At 40.5% G+C, this 21,402-nt stretch carries 14 protein-coding genes; 10 read left to right on the forward strand and 4 right to left on the reverse strand.

Annotation, left to right across the window (positions count from 1 at the left end):
• The first annotated feature begins 13 nt into the window (after positions 1–13).
• Together V7L20_RS27455 and V7L20_RS27460 are read left to right on the forward strand one after the other, a co-directional pair.
• Positions 14–2,464 (forward strand): hypothetical protein, encoded by a 2,451-nt coding sequence (locus V7L20_RS27455; RefSeq protein ID WP_334747101.1) that lies wholly within the window; start codon positions 14–16, stop codon positions 2,462–2,464.
• Positions 2,465–2,573: 109 nt separating this feature from the next.
• Positions 2,574–3,371 (forward strand): Uma2 family endonuclease, encoded by a 798-nt coding sequence (locus V7L20_RS27460; protein WP_334747102.1) that lies wholly within the window; start codon positions 2,574–2,576, stop codon positions 3,369–3,371.
• 130 nt (positions 3,372–3,501) lie between these two features.
• Here V7L20_RS27460 and V7L20_RS27465 read toward each other — a convergent pair whose 3' ends face one another.
• The 3 genes from V7L20_RS27465 to V7L20_RS27475 all read right to left on the reverse strand — a co-directional run bounded on the left by V7L20_RS27465 (position 3,502) and on the right by V7L20_RS27475 (position 8,496).
• Positions 3,502–5,136 carry a DUF1565 domain-containing protein gene (locus tag V7L20_RS27465; protein WP_334747103.1) on the reverse strand — a complete coding sequence of 545 codons (1,635 nt, stop codon included), beginning with the start codon at positions 5,134–5,136 and terminating at the stop codon, positions 3,502–3,504.
• 147 nt (positions 5,137–5,283) lie between these two features.
• Positions 5,284–5,787, reverse strand: coding sequence for a hypothetical protein (locus V7L20_RS27470; RefSeq protein ID WP_334747104.1), 504 nt, complete (start codon positions 5,785–5,787; stop codon positions 5,284–5,286).
• Positions 5,788–6,114: 327 nt separating this feature from the next.
• Positions 6,115–8,496, reverse strand: coding sequence for a phosphoketolase family protein (locus tag V7L20_RS27475; protein WP_334747105.1), 2,382 nt, complete (start codon positions 8,494–8,496; stop codon positions 6,115–6,117).
• A gap of 696 nt (positions 8,497–9,192) precedes the next feature.
• Here V7L20_RS27475 and V7L20_RS27480 point away from each other — a divergent pair.
• From V7L20_RS27480 to V7L20_RS27510, 7 genes are all read left to right on the forward strand, one after another.
• Entirely contained in the window at positions 9,193–9,888 is a 696-nt protein-coding gene (locus V7L20_RS27480; protein WP_334747106.1) for a class I SAM-dependent methyltransferase, read from the forward strand.
• A 389-nt stretch (positions 9,889–10,277) separates the two neighbouring features.
• Entirely contained in the window at positions 10,278–11,456 is a 1,179-nt protein-coding gene (gene sat / locus V7L20_RS27485) for a sulfate adenylyltransferase (protein ID WP_334747107.1), read from the forward strand.
• A 192-nt stretch (positions 11,457–11,648) separates the two neighbouring features.
• Positions 11,649–13,835: a caspase family protein gene (locus V7L20_RS27490; protein WP_334747108.1), complete on the forward strand. Its 2,187-nt coding sequence runs from the start codon at positions 11,649–11,651 to the stop codon at positions 13,833–13,835.
• A gap of 614 nt (positions 13,836–14,449) precedes the next feature.
• A complete protein-coding gene (locus tag V7L20_RS27495) occupies positions 14,450–15,292 on the forward strand; it encodes a DUF2382 domain-containing protein (RefSeq protein ID WP_334747109.1) in 843 nt (280 codons plus the stop codon).
• Positions 15,293–15,621: 329 nt separating this feature from the next.
• A complete protein-coding gene (locus V7L20_RS27500) occupies positions 15,622–16,533 on the forward strand; it encodes a DUF2382 domain-containing protein (protein WP_334747110.1) in 912 nt (303 codons plus the stop codon).
• A gap of 268 nt (positions 16,534–16,801) precedes the next feature.
• Positions 16,802–17,719 (forward strand): YsnF/AvaK domain-containing protein, encoded by a 918-nt coding sequence (locus V7L20_RS27505; protein WP_334747111.1) that lies wholly within the window; start codon positions 16,802–16,804, stop codon positions 17,717–17,719.
• A gap of 145 nt (positions 17,720–17,864) precedes the next feature.
• Positions 17,865–18,788, forward strand: a complete 924-nt coding sequence (locus tag V7L20_RS27510; protein WP_334747112.1) for an ion channel — start codon at positions 17,865–17,867, stop codon at positions 18,786–18,788.
• 12 nt (positions 18,789–18,800) lie between these two features.
• On the opposite strand, the gene V7L20_RS27515 is transcribed toward V7L20_RS27510, so the two are convergent.
• Complete coding sequence (locus tag V7L20_RS27515; protein ID WP_334747113.1) at positions 18,801–18,995, reverse strand: hypothetical protein; 195 nt, start codon at positions 18,993–18,995, stop codon at positions 18,801–18,803.
• Positions 18,996–19,394: 399 nt separating this feature from the next.
• On the opposite strand from V7L20_RS27515, the gene V7L20_RS27520 reads away from it, so the two are divergent.
• The gene (locus V7L20_RS27520) at positions 19,395–21,077 is read left to right on the forward strand and encodes an alpha/beta hydrolase (protein ID WP_334747114.1); all 1,683 of its coding nucleotides are present in this window, start codon (positions 19,395–19,397) and stop codon (positions 21,075–21,077) included.
• Positions 21,078–21,402 lie beyond the last annotated feature (325 nt).

Raw genomic sequence — 21,402 nt, forward strand, 5'->3', positions numbered from 1 at the left:
TGAGCAAGTAAATATGAGTGATTTTGACCATTCTCAGCATCGAAAAAATTATATCATCCTCTTCATAATTTGGTTGATAGCATTAGCTATAGATAGAGCTTGGTTTTTCTTAGATGAATCGATTCCAGCTTACGATCAAAGCGCACATTTAACCACAGCATTACATCATTATAGAATTTTTCAAAACTTCAATATATTCTCAGGAAATTGGTGGTTATCTCTGTGGGAATTAACTCCAAGTTATCGCGCTCCTTTTGTATATATTTGCACTGTCCCATTTTTGATGTTGTTTGGACGTGGATATGACCAAGCAAGTTTGGTCAACTTATTGTATACTGCGATGATTATAGTTTCAGTATATCATTTAGGTGAATTTTTATTTAAAAATCGAAAAATTAGCATAACTGCCAGCATATTTTGTCTGTTATTTCCTGTTTTGGGAATCATTCGAACAGATTATTTAATAGATTATGGTTTGACAGCAATTGTTATAGTAACTTTTACAGTTTTGACAATTTGGAAAGATAGTTATATTGGATTTTTATCATGGGGATTAACTATCATTTGGGGCGGAGGAATAGGTTTAATCTTGTTGTCTAAACCTACAGGTTTTATTTTTATTTTAGTTCCTAGTATTTGGACATTAATTAGTTTTATTAGAAAACGCAAGTTTATCAAGCTAATTCAAGCTTGCTTATCTTTGATGATAGCTTGGTTAATTTGTAGTTTTTGGTATGGCTTAAATTGGTTAACAATTATTACATCGGCATTAAACGCTAATCAAGTCGGAAAAAGTGAGGGCGATCCCTCTGCTACAACTATTGCTGGATGGTTATACTATCCACAGATGATTCCAGAAAGCGTTGGGTTACCAATATTAGCTGTCAGTATTGGCATTTTATTGGTTTACCTGATTAAATATCGATTTTCTACTGATTTAATTTCAGTCAATCTCCATAAATCGGCTCGAATTTGGTTATTAGTTACCTTAGTAAGTAGCTATATAATTTGCTCTTTGGGTACAAATAAAGACATTAGATTTATTCTCCCATGTTTTCCGATAATTAGTTTAATCTTGGCTGATTTATTCAACTTAATTGAAAATACATATTTTGATAGACTGAGATTAGCGACTCTGATATTAAGTAGCATAGTTTTACTAAATAATTTGTTTCCATTACCCCTAATTCAAGCATGGGGTGGTAAACATTTACCTAATAATGATGCTCAAAAATATCCTTTAGAGAAACTGATAGATAAAATTAACGAAACAAATTTATATTTAAGGTCGAATTTAGGAGTAATTCCTGTTTCTACACCTCAGATAAATGAATTTACTTTAAATTATTTTGGTGCATTAGCAGATTTTCGCGTATCCGGCAGAAAATTAACAACTAAATTATCTCAGGTAGAGCAAGATTTACAATACTTTTGTTGGTATATTACTAGAGATAATGAACCATATAGACCTGGAGAAAGTGGAGAGACTAAACGAAAATTAAAATCTTTAGTCGAATCTTCTAGTGATTTAAAATTACAGGGCGATTGGATATTACCTCATGAAGAGAAAATGCGATTATATAACTGCAAAAATCCTCCTGTAACTGTTGAAAAAATAAATAACACTGAATCTGTAATTAATCTAGAAAAAGTAGTAATTTCTCAGCAATTAATTTTAGATAAAAAAAATCCTGTTAACTATGAAATAACAGGTTTATGGGATGATTTACAAAATGGTATCTTACTGTTAAGATGGCAAAATAGCCAATCATCTTGGTATCACGATCATGCCATTGGCTTAGGTAATTTATACTGTGGCCTAAAATGTCATCCCAAAGGAACTTTCCGAGTCAAGGAAGCCTTATCTACATTTATTCCTAAAATACTACCACTAGGAAAATATCAGCTATCAGCACTATATTTGGATAGAAGAAACAACAAAACCACATCTTTAAATATTCCAAATATTACCGTAAATGTGACAGATGTAGGAACAGTAGAAAAATCGCCAGCTTTAGATTTAGTTACCCGAACTTCACAGCTAGCACAAGAGTTACAACAAGGTAAATTAAATAATATATTTGTACAGATAGCTCATTTCAATCAATACGATCCTACTCAAGATTATTTAAAACAAATTGATTTTGCGGCTAATTATTATCTGCAAACAGAGCCAAATAACTTAAATTGGCGTTACACTTTAGTCTTATCACAACTTTTACAGCGCCAAGTTCCAGAACTAATCCAAAATTTAAAAGAATTAACTAAATATGATGCTCAAAATCCTTACACATGGGTTTATTTAGCTTTTGTTTATTTATATAATTTTCAACCTGCACAAGCTGAACAAAAATTAGCGATCGCAGAAAAATTAAAACCAGATATACCAGAATTAAAAACCTTAAAAACTGTAACAAATATTATGAAATTTTTGCCACTACAATGGTTTACTACTAAGGAATAGGATAAATCGCGTACGCTAGCACATTTTGCCACTTTATCACCGACAGACTGATATAGCCTTCATACCGTCTTAGAAGCGATAAGATCAAAAATAAATTCATATTGTGTTTATGGCAACCCAACTCAGTGAAGCCAAATCCCAAACTGAACTGGTAATTTCTTGGTCAGCCTTGCCCAAGGATTTTAAACTAGAGGATGAACCAGTGGAGAATACAAGTCAGCCACTTTTGGCTGGTGCTTTGCGTGAAAGCTTAGAAATCAGTGGATTCATCCAACCCCAAATGTTGATAGCTTCCAACTTTGGTCTTTGTGCTACAATCAACGGCCAATTTATTGCCAAAGCACCTGACTGGGTTTATGTGCCATCGGTTAATCAAGTTGTGGGTAATCGCAAAAGTTATACACCCAATTTAGAAGGAGATATCCCAGCGATCGCTATCGAATTTCTATCGGATACTGAAGGTGGAGAATATTCGGTAAAGCGAGCTTATCCACCAGGAAAATGGTTTTTCTATGAGCAAATTTTGCAAATTCCCATCTACATAGTTTTTGAACCAGATGGCGGTTTATTAGAATATTATCAACTGGAAAATAAACGTTATGAGTTAAAACAACCTGACGAAAATGGTCGTCATTGGATTGATGTAATGGGCTTATTTTTGGGAACTTGGCAAGGAACAAAAGAAGCGCGAACTGGTTATTGGTTACGCTGGTGGGATCAAGCTAGTAATTTATTACCGTGGTCTGTGGAACAGATTGAACAAGAACGCCAACGTGCTGAACAAGAACGCCAACGCACCGAACAAGAACGCCAACGCGCCGAACAAGAACACCAACAAAAAGAACGCCTGATTGCTTATTTGCAATCTCAGGGTATTGACCCGAATAATTTGCCTCCGTTCGAGTAGAAACTAAAAACCACCTTTTTGAAATTAAGTATGAATTTGTGTCTATAATTTAGAACCCTTTTTGTAGAGGTAATTAATCAATTACCCCTACAAAAATCATGCAATTTTGCAAAATAAATTATTTTATCAATTAAGCAACAATATAAGGCGATTCAATTGCAGCTACACGACCAGCATCCACCAAAGCTTGGTATACCATCACCGTTACCTCAGCGCGTGTAGCATCGCGGGTAGGATTGAGTTGTCTGAGGTTCGGGTAATTGACGATAATCCCCTTGTTTATAGCTTTTACTACCTCATCCTTAGCATATTCAGGAATCTTTGCTTGGTCATCAAAAGTTTTGGTAACGGTTGGACTATCAGCAGATAACCCTAATCCATTCACTAGGGAGACAATCACTTGCACGCGCTGGATATTTTTATTGGGGGCAAAGGTATTGTCAGGAAAACCAGAGAGAAATGAACCTTGATATGCCTGTTGAATTACCTTGGATGCCCAGAAGTCTGCTGGTACATCTTTGAATTTGATCGCAGGACGGTTTGACGGTGGGTTGAAAGCTTTTACCAGTAATGCGGCATATTGCGCCCGTGTCATTGTAGCATCCGGTTTAAATGTGCGATCGGGAAAACCATTAACTATCCCCAATTTGACTAATTCCCGAATAAACCCACCTGCCCAATGATTCGCAATATCGGTTAATTCTATAGTGGGCGTAGGTGTTGGTGTGGTAGGGGAAGTAGGTGTTGGTGTGGTAGAGGAAATAGGTGTTGGTGTGGTAGAGGAAATAGGTGTTGGTGTGGTAGAGGAAATAGGTGTTGGTGTGGTAGGGGAAGTAGGTGTTGGTGTGGTAGGGGAAGTAGGTGTTGGTGTGGTAGGGGAAGTAGGTGTTGCAACCGAACTATCTGCAAACTCTACATTTCCTGCGACTTTAGACGTATCTATTTTATTTCCCACAGAAACCAACTTGTTAGAACTGGCATTTTGCAAATTAAATTTACCATTATTGCGTAGAGTATTGCCTCCTAAGTTCTTGGCACTGCCGATATCCGGTAGGGCAGTTCCGATTACTGTGATACCATCGTCAGTGTTATTTTCGCAGACATTGTTACGCAAGACAGGACGAGCGCTGCCAGAGATGACAATTCCAGAACGGTTTTCAGAAGTTTTGTTATCTCGAAGGGTGGGTGATGCAGTATCACTAATGGCAATGCCAAAACCTGTTTTTAAGCAGGTATTATCTAGAATTTGACCTTTGGAATTTTTAGCGATCGCAATTCCATTGGCTGCATTCTCACTGAACACATTACCTTGAATAACTGGATTAGCTTCGCCTGTAGTAAATACCCCCTCTCGCTTACACTTGGTGAAGGTACTATTAGCAACAGTAGGGGCAGTTGATTCAATCCAGACACCACTACCACGACTTGCTAAATTTGTTACAGTCACTCCCCGCACTTCAGCTTTATCCATTAGCACAAATGTGACATTCTGAGCAGCAAAAGTACGGCTCAAATAGCTACCACTCCCTTCAATCAAAATACCATTGCCTTTATTGGTTTCATTACCCACCACAGTTACACCAGACGGAACTGTTAGCGGAAAGATTTCACCGCTAGCAGCATTGTAATTACCTTCTGCTAGTTGAATCTTGGTGTTATCTGTAGATACCTTAAGGGCTTGCGTAATGGTTTTGAAGGAGGCTTGTTGAGTACCTGGGTTGGTATCTTTGCCTGATACTGGATTTACATAAAAATTCTGAGCCATATTTATACTTCCAAAAAATACATAGCTATCTTAGCGCTAACCATGAAAATGGGTAGCGTTTGGTGGATTAAGTAACTTAAAGTACTTTTTACTGCAAGGTTAAAAATTTATGCAAATGCTTTTAGGGGTCACTATTACTCGACTAATTCAAAAGGCTGTGAAGTGGGAAGTAAGGAATGGGGAGTTGAGAGTTAGGAGTTTGAAGTTCTGAGGTGGATGAACGGAGTTCAAAGGTGGATTAACGGAGTTCTGAGGTGGATGAATCCAGTTCAAAGGTGGATTAACGGAGTTCTGAGGTGGATGAATCCAGTTCAAAGGTGGATTAACGGAGTTCAAAGGTGGATGAATCCAGTTCAAAGGTGGATGAACGCAGTTCAAAGGTGGATGAATCCAGTTCAAAGGTGGATTAACGGAGTTCAAAGGTGGATTAACGGAGTTCTGAGGTGGATGAATCCAGTTCAAAGGTGGATTAACGGAGTTCAAAGGTGGATTAACGGAGTTCAAAGGTGGATGAATCCAGTTCAAAGGTGGATGAATCCAGTTCAAAGGTGGATGAACGCAGTTCAAAGGTGGATGAATCCAGTTCAAAGGTGGATGAACGCAGTTCAAAGGTGGATGAACGCAGTTCAAAGGTGGATGAACGCAGTTCAAAGGTGGATTAACGCAGTTCTGAGGTGGATGGACAAGATTTTAACTTTCCCTTTATTCATGAACGGGCTACCTCAATAGATAAATTCCCTTAACCTTAGCGTATTGCTCTATATAAGAATTACAGTATAAAAATAAACAAGACGGCTTATGTGAGTTGAAGACTGAAACAACGCAATCTCGCTTATAAGGCTAGAGTTTACAATTGAAGCTAAGGCTGAAACCTTTGATATTACTTGAGACTTTTTAATTCACATAAGGCGTACAAAACAAATGTACAAGACAAGGGAGAAAATTTTACCTTATCTCCCTTGTCTCTGTTATCTCCTTTTAATAGGGCCACTTCCAATCACGAATTTCTGGCATATCGTCGCCGTATTTCTCAATGTAGTGCTTGTGTTCGATTAGCTTATCTTGCAGATGCTGCTTAACATAAGCTGCCCTATATCCTAATTTGGGTACGCGATCAATTACGTCCATTACTAGGTGAAAGCGATCAAGCTCATTAAGAACAACCATATCAAAGGGCGTGGTGGTAGTTCCCTCTTCTTTGTAGCCACGCACATGCATCTGATCGTGGTTGGTGTGGCGATAGGTTAAGCGATGAATCAACCAAGGATAGCCATGAAAGGCAAAGATAATGTGTTTATCTGTAGTGAAAATCGTGTCAAAGTCTTTTTCGCTCAAACCGTGGGGATGTTCGCTTTTTGGCTGTAGTGTCATTAAATCGACTACATTTACCACCCGCACCTTTAAATCTGGGAAGTGTTGGCGCAGGATGTCTACAGCCGCTAAGGTTTCTAAGGTGGGAACATCTCCAGCACAAGCCATCACTACATCTGGATCGCCGTCTTGGTCGTTGCTTGCCCATTCCCAAATGCCGATGCCTTTGGTGCAGTGCTTGATAGCAGCATCCATGTCGAGATATTGCAATGCTGGTTGCTTTCCAGCAACGATGACGTTGACATAGTTACGGCTTCTTAAACAATGGTCAGTTACTGATAGCAGAGTGTTGGCATCGGGGGGCAAATACACGCGAACTATTTCTGCTTTTTTATTAACCACATGGTCAATAAAACCAGGGTCTTGGTGAGAGAAACCGTTGTGGTCTTGTCGCCAAACGTGAGAGGTGAGTAGGTAATTGAGGGAAGCAATTGGTTTACGCCAGGGAATATGTTTGGTCGTTTTCAACCATTTGGCGTGTTGATTGAACATTGAGTCAATGATGTGGATGAAGGCCTCGTAGCAAGAGAAAAACCCGTGGCGTCCTGTGAGGAGGTAGCCTTCTAACCATCCTTGACAACAAGTTTCGCTGAGAATTTCCATCACCCGACCGTCGGGGGAAAGGTGGTCATCTTCTGGGAGAATCTGGGCTACCCAATCTCGGTCTGTGACTTCTAACACAGAGCTTAAGCGATTCGATACCGTTTCATCGGGGCCGAGAATGCGGAAGTTGCGGGTTTCCTGGTTAAGTTGCATGATATCCCGCAGGAAAGTTCCGGCAACTTGGGTAGCCTCTGCGATCGCTTGCCCTGGTTTGAGAACATTTACGGCATAGTCTTGAAAGTTGGGCATCTTCAGGTCACACAGCAAAAGACCGCCGTTAGCGTGGGGATTATCACCCATGCGTCGATGCCCTTTGGGAGGCAATTCTGCTAGTTCGGGAATTAGTGTGCCGTTAGCGTCGAAGAGTTCTTCTGGGTTGTAACTCTTCATCCAATCTTCTAGGAGTTTGAGATGTTCTGGCTGTTTGGCTATGTTGCCAAAGGGAACTTGGTGCGATCGCCAAGAACCTTCAGTTTTTTTGCCATCTACTTCCTTTGGCCCTGTCCAACCTTTGGGGGTTTTCATGACAATCATTGGCCATTGGGGACGTTCGGTGAAACCATGTACGCGGGCTTCCCTTTGGATGCTTTGAATTTCGGCGATCGCTATATCTAGAGTCGCCGCCATCTGCTGATGGACATCTGCGGGATCGTCACCTTCTACAAAGTACGGCTTGTAGCCGTAGCCTACAAATAAGCTTTCTAATTCCTCATGACTGATTCGTGCCAGTACTGTTGGGTTAGCAATTTTATACCCATTCAAGTGGAGGATTGGAAGTACAGCCCCATCATGCACGGGGTTAAGAAACTTGTTGGAATGCCAGCTAGTTGCTAAAGCACCTGTTTCGGCTTCGCCGTCACCCACGACAGCAGCAACGATCAAGTCAGGGTTATCAAAGGCAGCACCAAAAGCGTGGACGAGAGCATAACCTAATTCCCCCCCTTCGTGGATGGAACCAGGAGTTTCCGGTGCAACGTGGCTGGGAATACCACCAGGGAAAGAGAATTGTTTGAAGAGTTTCTTCATTCCCTCAGCATCCTGGGAGATGTTGTGATAGTACTTTGTGTAAGTACCTTCTAGGTAAGTATTGGCTACCAGTCCAGGGCCTCCATGACCAGGGCCAGCAATATATATTGTGTTGAGGTCATATTTTTTAATCACCCGATTCAGGTGAACATAGATAAAGTTCAGTCCTGGTGTAGTTCCCCAGTGACCCAACAGCCTGGGTTTGATGTGTTCCAGCTTTAGCGGTTCTCTCAATAGCGGATTGTCGAGTAGATATATCTGCCCAACCGAAAGGTAGTTAGCTGCACGCCAGTAGGCGTTTATCTTATGTAATTCTTCATCTGTTAAAGGCTTTGTTTGTGGAGGACTGGCTAATGTCATTTCGACACTCCATTACAAAAGGATTTTGACGGATTCACCAGTATGTAATTTTACTTATTTTCAAGATGATGTCATCTAACCCATGATGAATTTTTCTAGCCTTTGTAACTGAATTCCTTAGCTCATGGCATAGGATCAGGGCGAACGCATCTTAATTTATTAATAAAAACTAAGGAACATTTCAAAATGACATAGATAACTTCAATGCTACTGATAAAATAACGAGTTTCCACTGTTGTTTTACCATCAATGCCCCATTGCTTATTCTTCATTCCACACGCGATCGCTGCCTTTATCCCTCATTTAGTATACACGTACTATATTTATATGTTAGATGTGTTTGCCCTGCACAACTACCCCACCATACATCGTTAGTTAATATATCAACAACTGTTTCAATTCCTAATAGGGATTAAGAGAAATTGCAATACATCGCTTTCTGAAGGCAACAACGTTTACTATGTTTCAATCCTTGATAGAGATTAAGAGAAATTGCAACGTTTTTCTTTGACCAGAGCCACCCCGCTCCCAAGCTATGCAGAAATGCGCTTGGGGGAAGAAGGCAAGGAATGGCTCAAATACTGTTCAAAGGCAACTTTCCACGATTCGTATTAATTCGCACATACGTTAGTTTCTAGTTCCGTCATCGCAGGTATAGTATACTTTTTGAGAGAAATTACTAAAAAATAAGAAAACATGCAGAACATTATTAATTTTCATCAGGACTTCAACAGATTTGTGGAAGATAGCTGTTGTATTCTTCCAGAAATGCAGTTGCCAATCTCACCTCTTCAATATGTCTTGCAGGAGAAGCTTGTTAATCAAGATGGTCTTTGGTTAGAGTTTGGTGTTGGTAGCGGACACACCCTCAATCTAATCTGTGAGTATCGGTTACAAGGAACTGTTTATGGGTTTGACAGTTTTGAGGGATTACCATTTGATTGGCGTCCTGGATTACCTAAAGGAGCTTTCAAGCAACAAGAATTACCCCAGGTAAAAAGCAATGCGACTCTCATAAAAGGTCTTTTTGAAGATACTATTCCTCAGTTTATTGCTGCTCACACCCAGCAGTATATATCTTTGTTACATATTGATTGCGATCTTTATTCATCAACTAAAACTATCTTCTCTTATTTAGGAGAAAAACTCACAGAAGGTTCAATAATCGTTTTCGACGAGCTGATCGGATATCCTGGATTTGAGGAACATGAGTTAAAAGCGTTTTACGAATTTGCTCTGGCTTGCGAGAAAAAATTTCAATGGATTGGAATCAATGGAACTCAAGAAACTCAAGAACTATTTGAATACGCCCAATACGGACCAATGGGTGAACCCTGGTTTACTCAAAATGTTCCACTCAAGGAGCGTGTTGCCGTTAGAGTCCTTTCTTAGAGGATGTCTGAAAAGTGTATGAAAGGTGTAATTTGTCATTCTGAGCATAACGAAGTGAAACGAAAAATCGCAATTTATCGTGGGTTGATGAAATGCAACACTTGGCTATCGCTCCCAGCATGACATTTTTAACTTCTCAAACATCCTCTAAACTGCCTGCACCTGAAAGTGTGACAAATTATAAGAAAACGGCGTAAATAATTAAAGGTTTGTACTAAAAACTTTAGTCTTAATGTATTAACTTTCCCCAAGCAATTAGAATGATAGCGGCAATTTCATCGGCTTCGCAAGCGAGTACAAGTACCCAAACTATTTTTCTCTACATACCAGTATTTGATAAGTTAGTACATAATCTGAAACAATAACAGTTAATACAAAGAGGGGATTACGTGAGTCACAATCCAGATGCCATAGCCCCACACGGTGGACAGTTGGTTAACCGTATCGCCACACCAGAACAAAGAGCAGAGTTTCTCTCAAAAGCTGACTTTTTGCCGCGAGTGCAACTAGATGATCGCGCCGTTTCTGATCTAGAAATGATTGCGATCGGTGCTTTTAGTCCACTCACGGGTTTTATGAACCAAGAAGACTATGATCGCACTGTTAGAGAAATGCGATTAGCCAACGGTCTTGTGTGGTCAATCCCGATTACACTATCGGTAAGCGAAGAAGTAGCTTCCCCGTTGCCAGAAGGCGGCTTAATCCGTCTGGATAACTTCAGAGGTGAATTTATTGGGGTTTTACAACTTAGCCAAAAATATAACTACGACAAAACCCGCGAAGCAATAAATGTCTACCGCACTGATGATGTTAAACATCCAGGCGTGCAGGTACTCTATAACCAAGGTACTGTACATCTGGCGGGCGATATTTGGTTGTTGCAACGCGAACCTCATCCCCAGTTTCCCACTTATCAAATTGATCCAGCTGCTTCACGGCAACTATTTAGAGACAAGGGTTGGAAAACCATCGTTGGTTTTCAAACTCGCAACCCCATCCATCGCGCTCATGAATATATTCAAAAGTGCGGCTTAGAAATCGTTGATGGTCTATTTTTGCACCCATTAGTCGGGGCGACAAAAGAAGACGATATTGCTGCTGATGTGCGGATGCGTTGCTATGAAATTTTGCTGGAACACTACTACCCTTTAGACCGGGTAATTTTGGCAATTAATCCAGCTGCAATGCGCTATGCTGGGCCTCGTGAGGCTATATTCCATGCTTTAGTCCGTAAAAACTATGGCTGTACTCACTTTATCGTCGGACGGGATCATGCTGGCGTTGGTGACTATTATGGCACTTACGATGCTCAATACATCTTTGATGAATTTGCCCCAAGTGAATTGGGCATTGTGCCCATGAAATTTGAACACGCTTTCTACTGCACGCGCACTAAGCAGATGGCAACGTCTAAAACTAGTCCCAGCAAGCCAGAAGAACGCATCCATCTATCGGGGACAAAAGTCCGAGAAATGCTGCGGCGCGGTGAATTACCTCCACCAGAATTTTCCCGTCCAGAGGTGGCGGCAGAGTTGGCACGGGCAATGCGGATAGAAGTATCAGTTTAAGGCATCGGGCATTGGGCATGGGGATTAGGGGAAAGGTGACAGGTGACAGGTTATAGGGAATAATCTGTACCCTATTTCCTTCTTTACTCCCTGCTCCCCTGATCTGCCCCACTCCCCACAATTTTATAACTTTACAATACAGAGTTCAGCCCTGTAAGCTGCTAACTGATGGCTGAGGGCTGATAGCTAATTATGGAACGGCGCACGTTTTTACATAGAATTGGCTCAATATTCGCGGTATTGGGAGTAACTGAAGCTGAGTGGTTGACTTTGGGAAATCGCTATTATCAGGCTTTGGCACAACCCAGTCCGCGCAAGTTGGCATTGTTAATAGGTATTAACCAATACCCACAAATTCCAGCCCTCAGTGGTTGTCTGACAGATGTGGAATTACAAAGGGAACTTTTGATTCACCGCTTTGGTTTCCAAGGATCAGATATTTTAACCTTAACTGAGGAACAAGCTAGCAGGGAATTCATTGAGGCAGCTTTTTTGGATCACTTGGGCAAGCAAGCTAAACCGGATGATCTTGTCGTCTTCCACTTTAGCGGCTATGGCAGCCGTGTCAAATTGGAAACATCACCAGATACAATGCAAAATGCTCTGGTGCCAGCTAATGTGGCTCAGAAAACAGAAAATGAAAAAATAGTCAACTATATATTAGAAGAAACTCTATTGCTATTATTGCGATCGCTCCCCACAGACCGAGTAACAGCAGTATTGGATACTAGCTATTATGCTCCTAGCACAGTCTTAGGATTTAAAATTCGCGCCCTTGACGAATCAGTAGCAAAGCTAGCAGCAGAGGAACTGGACTTTCTCAAACAACTTAAAACTCAGAAGTTAGCTAGCACTCCGATTGTTTTAGCAGCTACCTCAGAAGCAAACCAGCCAGCAAGAGAAAGACTCTTTTCTGGTTTTAGTGCCGGGTTATTTACCTACGCCTTGACACAGTATTTGTGGGAATTCACCCCACCTACCAAAATTCAAGTCGCCCTCTGGTATATAGAAAGTTCTCTATACAAATTGGGTAGTAAACAGCAACCAGAGAATCTGGAAAACCTCTCTCCTCAAAGGAAAGAGGCTTTGAATTCTCCCCCTTCCCTTGTAGGGAAGGAGGCTGGGGGGTTAAGTTTGGCGTTAGCTTTTCCAGACAATATTATTGGTGCAGAAGGCGTGGTGAGTGCTATTGAAGAAGATGGTAAAACAGTTTATCTGTGGTTGGCAGGATTACCTCCACAAGTGCTGCTATACTACGGAGTTAATTCTCGATTCACCTTAGCAACAACAGAGCAATTAGTATTGCGATCGCGCACTGGATTAACAGCAAAAGCGCAAATTACCAAAATTGAAGGTGCAAATCCCCTACAAGTCGGACAACTCGTCCAAGAAGCAGTCCGGGTTTTACCGCGAAATATTAATTTAACAATAGCTTTGGATACTCGATTAGAAAGAATTGAGCGGGTAGATGCGACAAGTGCTTTTGCTGGATTTTCCCATGTTTCCACCGTAACAGCAGGAGAAAAACCAGCTGATTATCTATTTGCCAAGCTCCAGGAAATTCCTAGTCGTTATGGTCTATTTTCTCTTGGTGGCGAGCTAATTCCCAATACCGCCGGGGAAGTAGGAGAAGCAGTAAAATTAACAGCCCAAAGATTAGCACCTAAATTATCAACCCTGTTTGCAGCCAAGTTATGGCGACTTACAGAAAATGAAGGTTCTTCCCGCTTGCCTCTCAAGGCCACCTTAGAAATAATTAGCGGTATATCGCCACAGGTGGTGATGCAGCGTCAAACAATACGAACTTTCAAACCTGAAACTTCGACAAAAAAATTACTACATACGCGATTAATCGCGTCTCTCCCCAGTGCCATTGTGCCTATCGGTAGCCGAATGCAATATCGAATAGAAAACCAGAGCGATCGCTCAGTATATTTAATCTTACTGGGATTAAACAATAATCATACAGCAGTTGCTTTCTACTCTTGGGAAACCGCTCAACAAGCAAACACTGCTGACACCAAGCCCCTGCTCAAACAAATCGTCATCCCCCCAGGTGAAACCCTTACCCTACCCCAAACTAATAGTGCTTCCGAATGGCTGATTTCAGGGCCAACTTGCTTTTACGAACAACAACTAATTTTTAGTACCGCCCCTTTTAACGAAACTCTCGCCGCCTTAAGTACTGTTAAGTATTCCACAGCCGAAGAACAGCCGATTGGTGCATTGTTGAATCCCTTAGACGTTGCACAAGCCTTGCTACAAGACTTGCATAACGCCAGCGCCCTCAAACCGGAGATGAACGGTACAGCAGCCGACTCATATATCTTGGATGTGAATAATTGGGCAAGTCTTAGCTTTAGTTTTCAGGTTGTGTGAACAATGATATGATCCAATATCTTTGAGTTTAGGCTTGTCATTGCCCACATTTTTTAGCAACAAAACGAAAGATTTATTTAATGTTGGGGCGTTGCATAGTTGCGGGATGATTTAGCAACTTCCAAAATTCTCCCCTTGTCTCCCCTGCAACGTCAGCTTGCCCCAAGGCATCTCACTGTTCTGCAACGCCGATGTTGGTAATGATAAGTCTCAAAAAGGGAGGTTGGAGGGATCTTAAAAAGATTAAAACGTTAACTTAATTCTATTCAAGCATTTTTACTAACACTTTTTTCTACCTGCATGATACATAGCTTTTTATCACTTTAGTTATACTCCTATTGATTACCTGGAATCCAATACTGTTAGGTTAAGACTAAAAAATAACTCCAATGTAGGTTGGGTTAAGAACGTAGCGAGATCCCGCAGGGGAACCCAGTATTGTTAGGCAGTATTGACCCGGAGTGTTTAACTTAATGTTTAACTCATAAAGTATGAACTATGTAACTATAAACTATAAAATATCTTACTTGTAATTCAGTCGCCAGCAGGAGGAAACTGACCAGAATCTTTTTTATACTACAAAACAAACCTTTTAAATAAACTGGAAAAAGCGTATGCCTCTTCACAAACTTGAACATTTTGACCCTAACTATCGAGAAACTTTTGGCGGAGACGACGTTAAAGCTCTGGTTCTTTACACTGAAGGAGGAGACAGAGTTGGCTCAGTGGCAGATGTTTTAGTTGATGACCATGGTCATTTCCGGTATTTAGTTATTGAGACAAGCTCAGATTTTTTGGGTAAAAAAATCTTACTACCAATTGGTCTTTCCCGGATAGACTATCCTGCAAAACGTGTCTATGTTGATGGATTAAGCAAACACCAAGTAGAAGGTTTAGTCGAGTACAGAGAAAACATGGTCGTTGATCATGATTACGAAGAAAATGTTCGTAGTGTATTTCGTTCTCCAAGTAGCGGTGTAACTTATGATCGCAATACATATAATTACGAAGCAGAACCAGCTTTATACGGGTTGAATAATCAAGATAATCAAACTTTTAAACTCTATGAAGAACGATTAATTGCCAGCAAAAACCGCATCAAAACTGGAGAAGTAACAGTTGGTAAACATATTGAAACAGAAACTGCAAGCGTTACAGTACCTATTCAAAAAGAACGAGTGATAATTGAGCGACTTGTGCCAACAGAAGCAGGCAATACCTTAGATTCCAATGAACTTAAGTTTCAAGAAGGGGAAGTAGCACGCATAGAAGTCTACGAAGAAAAGCCTGAGATACGTAAAGAAGCTTTTGTGCGTGAAGAAGTCAGAGTTAAGAAAGTAGTAGAACAGGACACTGTAGAAGCACAAGAAACTATTCGTCGAGAAGAATTAGATGTTGATACTGAAGGTAATTTACATGTGCAGGAACATGGTACAACTACACATGAACATATTTAAGTAGCTGGTCAAGAACTTTGTTTGGTAGATTTATCTGAAATAATCATGCAGGCAAAGTTAATTTTTATCTCTGCCAGGGTTTTTTATTAAAAACAAGATTCTCGACTTCTTAGAGAAATCGGGAATCTAACGCTTTAAAAAAGGTTACATTTCATAAATAATTATATAAAAATGTGAAATTTGTTTACTCTGTAAGCATAAAAAAATATCTATAACTTTTGATAATTGAACTTTTGAAATAATTCATTCGCCAGAAAGAGGTAAAAAATTAATTAAATGTCATAACCTAGTCAATAGGAGATGCAGAGAAAATTTTTGAGGAAAATATTATGGTTCTTTACAAATTACAAGATTTTGAGCCTAACTACCGCGATACATTTGAAGGTCACGATATTAATGGACTTGGGGTTTATACACAAGGAACGGATGAAAAAGTTGGTACAGTCAGCGATGTTTTAGTGGATGAAGAAGGTCATTTCCGCTATCTAGTTGTTGATTTAGGCTTCTGGATTTTTGGTAAAAAAGTGTTACTACCAATTGGTCGTGCCCGTATCGACTATAACGTTGATCGCGTCTACACAATTGGCTTGACTAGAGAACAAGCAGAAGATTTACCTGAATTCAATGAGCGTCAAACGCTTGATTATGATTATGAAGAAAGGGTACGTGGGGTATATCGCCAACCCGCCGACTACGTTCAACCTGTAGATCCATTATTAACAGTAGATCCATTATTACCATTAGAAGCGACACCACTAATAGATACAACCTATCAGCAGCCGGTTACACCAACTTATAATCGTGATAGCTACAATTACGAACAAGAGCCTTCTTTATTTGGATTAAATGAGCAAGATAATCAAACTCTGAGATTGTATGAAGAACGGCTGATTGCTAGTAAACGCCGCCAAAAAACTGGAGAAGTAACCATTGGTAAGCACGTTGAGACTGATACTGCACGGGTTGCAGTGCCAATAGAAAGAGAGCGAGTTGTGATTGAGCGTGTAACTCCAGCCGATGCAGGTACTGCAGTTTCTGGGCGTGAAGCAGACTTCCGTGAAGGCGAAGTTGCTCGTATAGAAATCCATGAAGAAACTCCTGAAATTCGCAAAGAAGCATTTTTGCGTGAAGAAGTCAGAGTTAGAAAAGTAGTTGATCAAGACACAGTTGAAACTCAAGAAACTGTGCGTCGCGAAGAATTAGATATTAATTCTGGTAATCTTCCCGTTGAAGAACGTTAAATAACAGAGTCATTAGTTAACAACTAATGACTAATAATTAATTCGACACAGTTACAAACAGTACAGGTGAGGCTATAAAATTAGCTTTACCTGTGCTTCAAATAACTAATATAACTTTAGATTTTGGATTGCGAATATTTCTCTGAATATGAGTTAAATAAATACATCTATCGCAAACATTATTCTAAATGGTATTTAGATAATTGATGCATTTAATTTAGTTAACTAAAAAACAGTTCATAAATTTTGCACTATGAATAGCCAACCGATGACAAAAAACATTGGACAGGCAAAATCTGACTCTCAAACTAGCACCTCATTAAAAGATTTAAAAAAGAAGGTGAAAGACTTTACTGTATTCGATCAGCAAGGTCAGCTAGTAGGAATAGTTTATGATTTAATTGTGGATGCTAATCGTCGATTAAACCTAGTTATATCTAACCAGGTGAATCAAGAAACTTTAGAATATGGTCAGCAGTTAGCTAAAAAACATCCTTATTTATTTCGGTTGCAGAGCCAGAGAATAAAAAAAATAGATAAGCCGACTAAATCTGTTTTCATAGACTTAAATCAATCAGAAATCGAATATATGCCTGAATATTTAGAAACAGAAACACCAGGCGATGCCTATCGGCAAGCTGCTACGAATCTACGCACACTATCAGAAAACTCAACTGAGCAATTAGTGAATCAAACTACAAATAGCCCAGTTGAGCCAGTAAATTTAGATGAGGCTACTGAAGAACAGATTATTAGTTTACTAGAAGAACGACTAGTTGTTGAAAGCAGTAAGCGGAAAGTTGGTGAGGTGATTGTTCGCAAAGAAATCGTAACCCGGATGATACAAGTTCCTGTCCGGTGTGAAAAGTTGATTGTGGAACAAATTAGCCCAGAACATAAACAACTTGCAGAAATTCATTTAGGAGAAGATGAAATTTCTGGCATTGACTTAACCGAAGTAGAAAGACCTGAAGTTCCGCATTTTGGCAGTGGTTTAATGGTAAGTGGTGAATTTAGCTCACCTAAAACTGCTAGTTTATTGTTGAATGCGATCGCACTAGAGCAAGATCACGGTTGTCAGCAGGTGCGAGTGACCATTGCTGTTGAAGATGAGTCACACCAAAAAAAATATCAGGAGTGGTTTGACCGCTGTTCTAAAGCTCAGCAACTAAACCCTGAAAAATAAGTTAGTTTCTCGCTGATTGTTAGGGTGGGCATTGCACACCCTATTTTTTTGCTAATTTAAGAAAAGAAAGTTGAAATTTCCGTTCCCTTGCGGGTAAGTAGAATGTCAAAATACTAAGCAGTTGCCGTTCTTTTGGCTACTTGCAATGAAATTTCGACTCAAGAGACTTTTACCGAAGAAAAAACAGCGTCTGATTCCACCTATTCGGATTAAAGTTCGAGATGGAAAGTTCGAGATTATGGGTATGGGTGCATGGCATTCTTATTGGCGCGATCCTTACCATTTGCTGCTAACGATTCCCTGGACTGGCTTTCTGATCCTGATCTGTACTTTCTATGTAACTATTAATGCTCTATTTGCCTTAGCTTACTTGATAGGAGGAGATTGTATTGCCAACGCCCGACCTGGCTCTTTTTTAGATGTCTTTTTCTTTAGCGTGCAAACCCTAGCATCCATCGGCTATGGGGCAATGTATCCTAAAACAACTTACGCCAACATTATTGTCACCATCGAAGCAATGATTGGTTTGGTGGGAATTGCTGTGATGACGGGACTAGCTTTTGCTCGATTTTCCCGACCTACAGCCCGTGTGCTTTTTAGTCGGGTAGCAGTGATTACACCTCATAATGCAATGCCGACTCTCATATTTCGCAGCGCTAATCAGCGTCGTAATACGATTCTGGAGGCGCAGATGCGAGTCTACTTAATGCGCGACGATGTAACCTCAGAAGGGCAATTCATGCGTCGGTTCTACGACCTCCAACTCGTAAGCAACCAAACACCTAGCTTTACGTTAAGCTGGTCAATAATGCATGTCATTGATGAGTTTAGTCCTTTATATGGGATGACACCAGAATCGTTAACGCAGACAAATACTACAATGATTGTCTCTTTGAGTGGCATTGATGAAACGGTTGCACAGGTTGTTCATGCCCGTCATACTTATGGTGCTAATGAGATTTTGTGGAATAATCGATTTGTCGATATCTTTCATCACACACCTAGTGGAGATCGCTACATTGATTACAACCGCTTCCACGATGTTTTACCTTTAGATGAAAACAGTTGAAATGCCTGAAAGTTACTCCACAGTGTGATTGACAGGAGCTTGTAAGGGTTTAACGACAACCCGACCATTTTCAACTACAGTGCAACTTTTAACCATGCTCTTGCTTGAGTTAACTGGCACATCCTGGCACTGGTTTTGGTGAGAGATATTTTGCTCTTGTTGTTGATTGAGGACGACAACACAACAGGGGCTGGAGGAGAAGGACATATAAAATATTTTGATCTCTATATATATTATCGCCCTATTTATGCTATTTTGCTGAAAAATTTGTTACTTATGTGTTTGTTATTTGTCATTGGTCATCGGTACATACCTCGCTTTGAAAGTAGGGATTTAGGGACTTCCAAATAAAAAAATATCCTATCGTTTTAGAAGCAGGGGGCAGGGGGAGGGAAAATCGTAGTGAAGTTCAGAAATTGGATAATTTATTTTTTGGAGTTCCCTTAAAGCGTATATGAGAAACTAGGGTTGTAAATACTTGCTTTCTTGTGCTTATAAGCTGTTTGATATATCTAAACCAAGTAAACAGGAAAGCGGTTATAGATCCCGCCCCGCTTTCCTCCCTGCTTAAACTTGTCTGGCAGGGTTAGACAGTGGGTTTTTCTAATGAAAAAATTTCTAAGATACCTGGGTTTAGGTTTTCTATCTACGTTTTTGACTGCAACCCCTGGATTGGGAGCTGAACGCATTAGCTTTTATTACCCTCCCTTTGGCGAATTCTACTTGTCTGTGGACTCACTGGAGACTTTTGCTAAAAAAGGCAAAATCGATCAAGATTTTTCATTTTATGCTAGCCGTGCTACGCCCCAACAACTCGCTCAACTGCGGGATCTGCTTCAGCAAAGGTTCAATGTCACTCCTACATTAGTATCTCAAGTTACTTACTCACCTATAGGCGAAGAAGTAGTGAAACAGCTGGGAGAATTACTCCTCACTGAGTCTCGACAGAATGGCTTCTTTGCCATACGTGCCTCTTTGATTTTGGCTGCTGCTGATCGAGAAGGTTTAACGGTTGTGAATTTGCTGCGGAAATTTCCGAGCAATACTGTGCGGGTGAATTTTACAGGGGGGTTAAAGATAGTTGATGACTTGTCACAATTGCTCAAAAAAAGGGATGAAGTTGTTGCCTCTCTCCAAAAAGAAGCGATCGCTCAAGCAGCGAATTCCAAAATTGACTTCTCAAAACAGCCAGATTTGCGATCACCAGGAAAATTTCGCTGGCAGAAAAAAACCTTCGAGCTAAATGACTTTTCTCGCTCACGCCGTCTCCCCGTGGATATCTATCTGCCGGAAGGCAGTTCACAAAGCACTAAAGAACTGTCTTCGCCTCCCTTTCCCCTAATTGTAATTTCTCATGGCATTGCCTCAGACCGCTCTACCTTTGTCTATCTGGCTGAACATCTAGCATCCTATGGTTTTGCTGTTGCTGTACTGGAACACCCTGGTAGTAATGCCGAACGCTTTCAACAATATTTTGCGGGTTTAGCAGGGCCGCCAGGCCCAGCAGAATTTATCAACCGACCTTTGGATATCAAATATCTCCTCAATGAACTCGAACGTCTGAACAAATCCGATCCCACTCTCCAAGGAAAACTCAATTTTCAGCAAGTTGGCGCGATCGGTCAGTCCCTTGGTGGTTATACTGTCTTGGCTCTAGCAGGAGCAAATATTAACTTTAACCAACTGAGGCAAAACTGTAATCCTAATTATTCATACTTTAATTTGTCGCTCTTGTTGCAGTGTGAAGCAAAGAAATTACCCTTAAGAAATTACGAACTCAAAGATGATCGCATCAAGGTAATCATGGCGATTAATCCAATTGATAGCTTAGTTTTGGGTCAAAGCGGAGTGAGCCAAATTAAAATTCCGGTAATGCTTGTAGCAGGTAGTCAAGATATTTTTGCTCCACCTGTATCTGAGCAGATTCGCCCCTTTACCTGGCTTTCTAACTCTAATAAGTACCTAGCTTTGATCGAAAACGCTACCCACTTTTCGGCGATCGGAGAAACTACTTCTGGAAGTGATGTCTTACCTGTGCCATCTGCCTTGCTGGGCCCCGATGATCGTGCCCCTGTTTATTCTTATCTCAACGCCCTCAGCGTAGCTTTTTTGGAAACCCATCTTCTTAACCGCCCTGAATACCGTTCTTATTTGCAGCCTTCCTATGCCACATTTATCAGTAAAGAGCCATTTAATCTCAGTATTTTACAGTCTTTGTCACCAGATCAATTCAATCAAATTTGGAATGACTCAACTGCCCAGTCAGCCAAATCATTAAATATCCCGTAGTTTTTGCCATCGCTTGTCTGCACCACGCACTTGTGAACGTCGTTCCTCCTCTGTACCACACGCACTCGCGTTCACAATGACAGGCTTCCAAAGCAATTCAACAGCTTAGAGCTAGACAACAAAACCAAGTGTGATACCAATTCCAGAAAAAAATGAAACAGATGCATAGATTGGGTTGAACTTTAGTGTTACCCAACAATTACAAGACTTTGAGATGTTGGGTTTAGTCCCTCAACCCAACCTACTAGCGCGGCAAGCTTAATTTGCTGGGTTAGGGTAGAGAGAACGCAACTTGACTCTCGCATCCTGTGTTGTAAAGCGCCAG

This window comes from Nostoc sp., assembly GCF_036916735.1.
In the GTDB taxonomy this organism is placed as follows: domain Bacteria; phylum Cyanobacteriota; class Cyanobacteriia; order Cyanobacteriales; family Nostocaceae; genus Nostoc.

What these genes read in the sequence shown, in the direction of transcription:
- V7L20_RS27515 (WP_334747113.1), bottom strand. Translation starts at nt 18,995, where the DNA reads ATGTCCTTCTCCTCCAGCCCCTGTTGTGTTGTCGTCCTCAATCAACAA.
- V7L20_RS27505 (WP_334747111.1), top strand. Translation starts at nt 16,802, where the DNA reads ATGACAAAAAACATTGGACAGGCAAAATCTGACTCTCAAACTAGCACC.
- V7L20_RS27475 (WP_334747105.1), bottom strand. Translation starts at nt 8,496, where the DNA reads ATGACATTAGCCAGTCCTCCACAAACAAAGCCTTTAACAGATGAAGAA.
- V7L20_RS27520 (WP_334747114.1), top strand. Translation starts at nt 19,395, where the DNA reads ATGAAAAAATTTCTAAGATACCTGGGTTTAGGTTTTCTATCTACGTTT.
- V7L20_RS27460 (WP_334747102.1), top strand. Translation starts at nt 2,574, where the DNA reads ATGGCAACCCAACTCAGTGAAGCCAAATCCCAAACTGAACTGGTAATT.
- V7L20_RS27495 (WP_334747109.1), top strand. Translation starts at nt 14,450, where the DNA reads ATGCCTCTTCACAAACTTGAACATTTTGACCCTAACTATCGAGAAACT.
- V7L20_RS27490 (WP_334747108.1), top strand. Translation starts at nt 11,649, where the DNA reads ATGGAACGGCGCACGTTTTTACATAGAATTGGCTCAATATTCGCGGTA.
- V7L20_RS27500 (WP_334747110.1), top strand. Translation starts at nt 15,622, where the DNA reads ATGGTTCTTTACAAATTACAAGATTTTGAGCCTAACTACCGCGATACA.
- V7L20_RS27455 (WP_334747101.1), top strand. Translation starts at nt 14, where the DNA reads ATGAGTGATTTTGACCATTCTCAGCATCGAAAAAATTATATCATCCTC.
- V7L20_RS27465 (WP_334747103.1), bottom strand. Translation starts at nt 5,136, where the DNA reads ATGGCTCAGAATTTTTATGTAAATCCAGTATCAGGCAAAGATACCAAC.
- V7L20_RS27480 (WP_334747106.1), top strand. Translation starts at nt 9,193, where the DNA reads ATGCAGAACATTATTAATTTTCATCAGGACTTCAACAGATTTGTGGAA.
- V7L20_RS27510 (WP_334747112.1), top strand. Translation starts at nt 17,865, where the DNA reads ATGAAATTTCGACTCAAGAGACTTTTACCGAAGAAAAAACAGCGTCTG.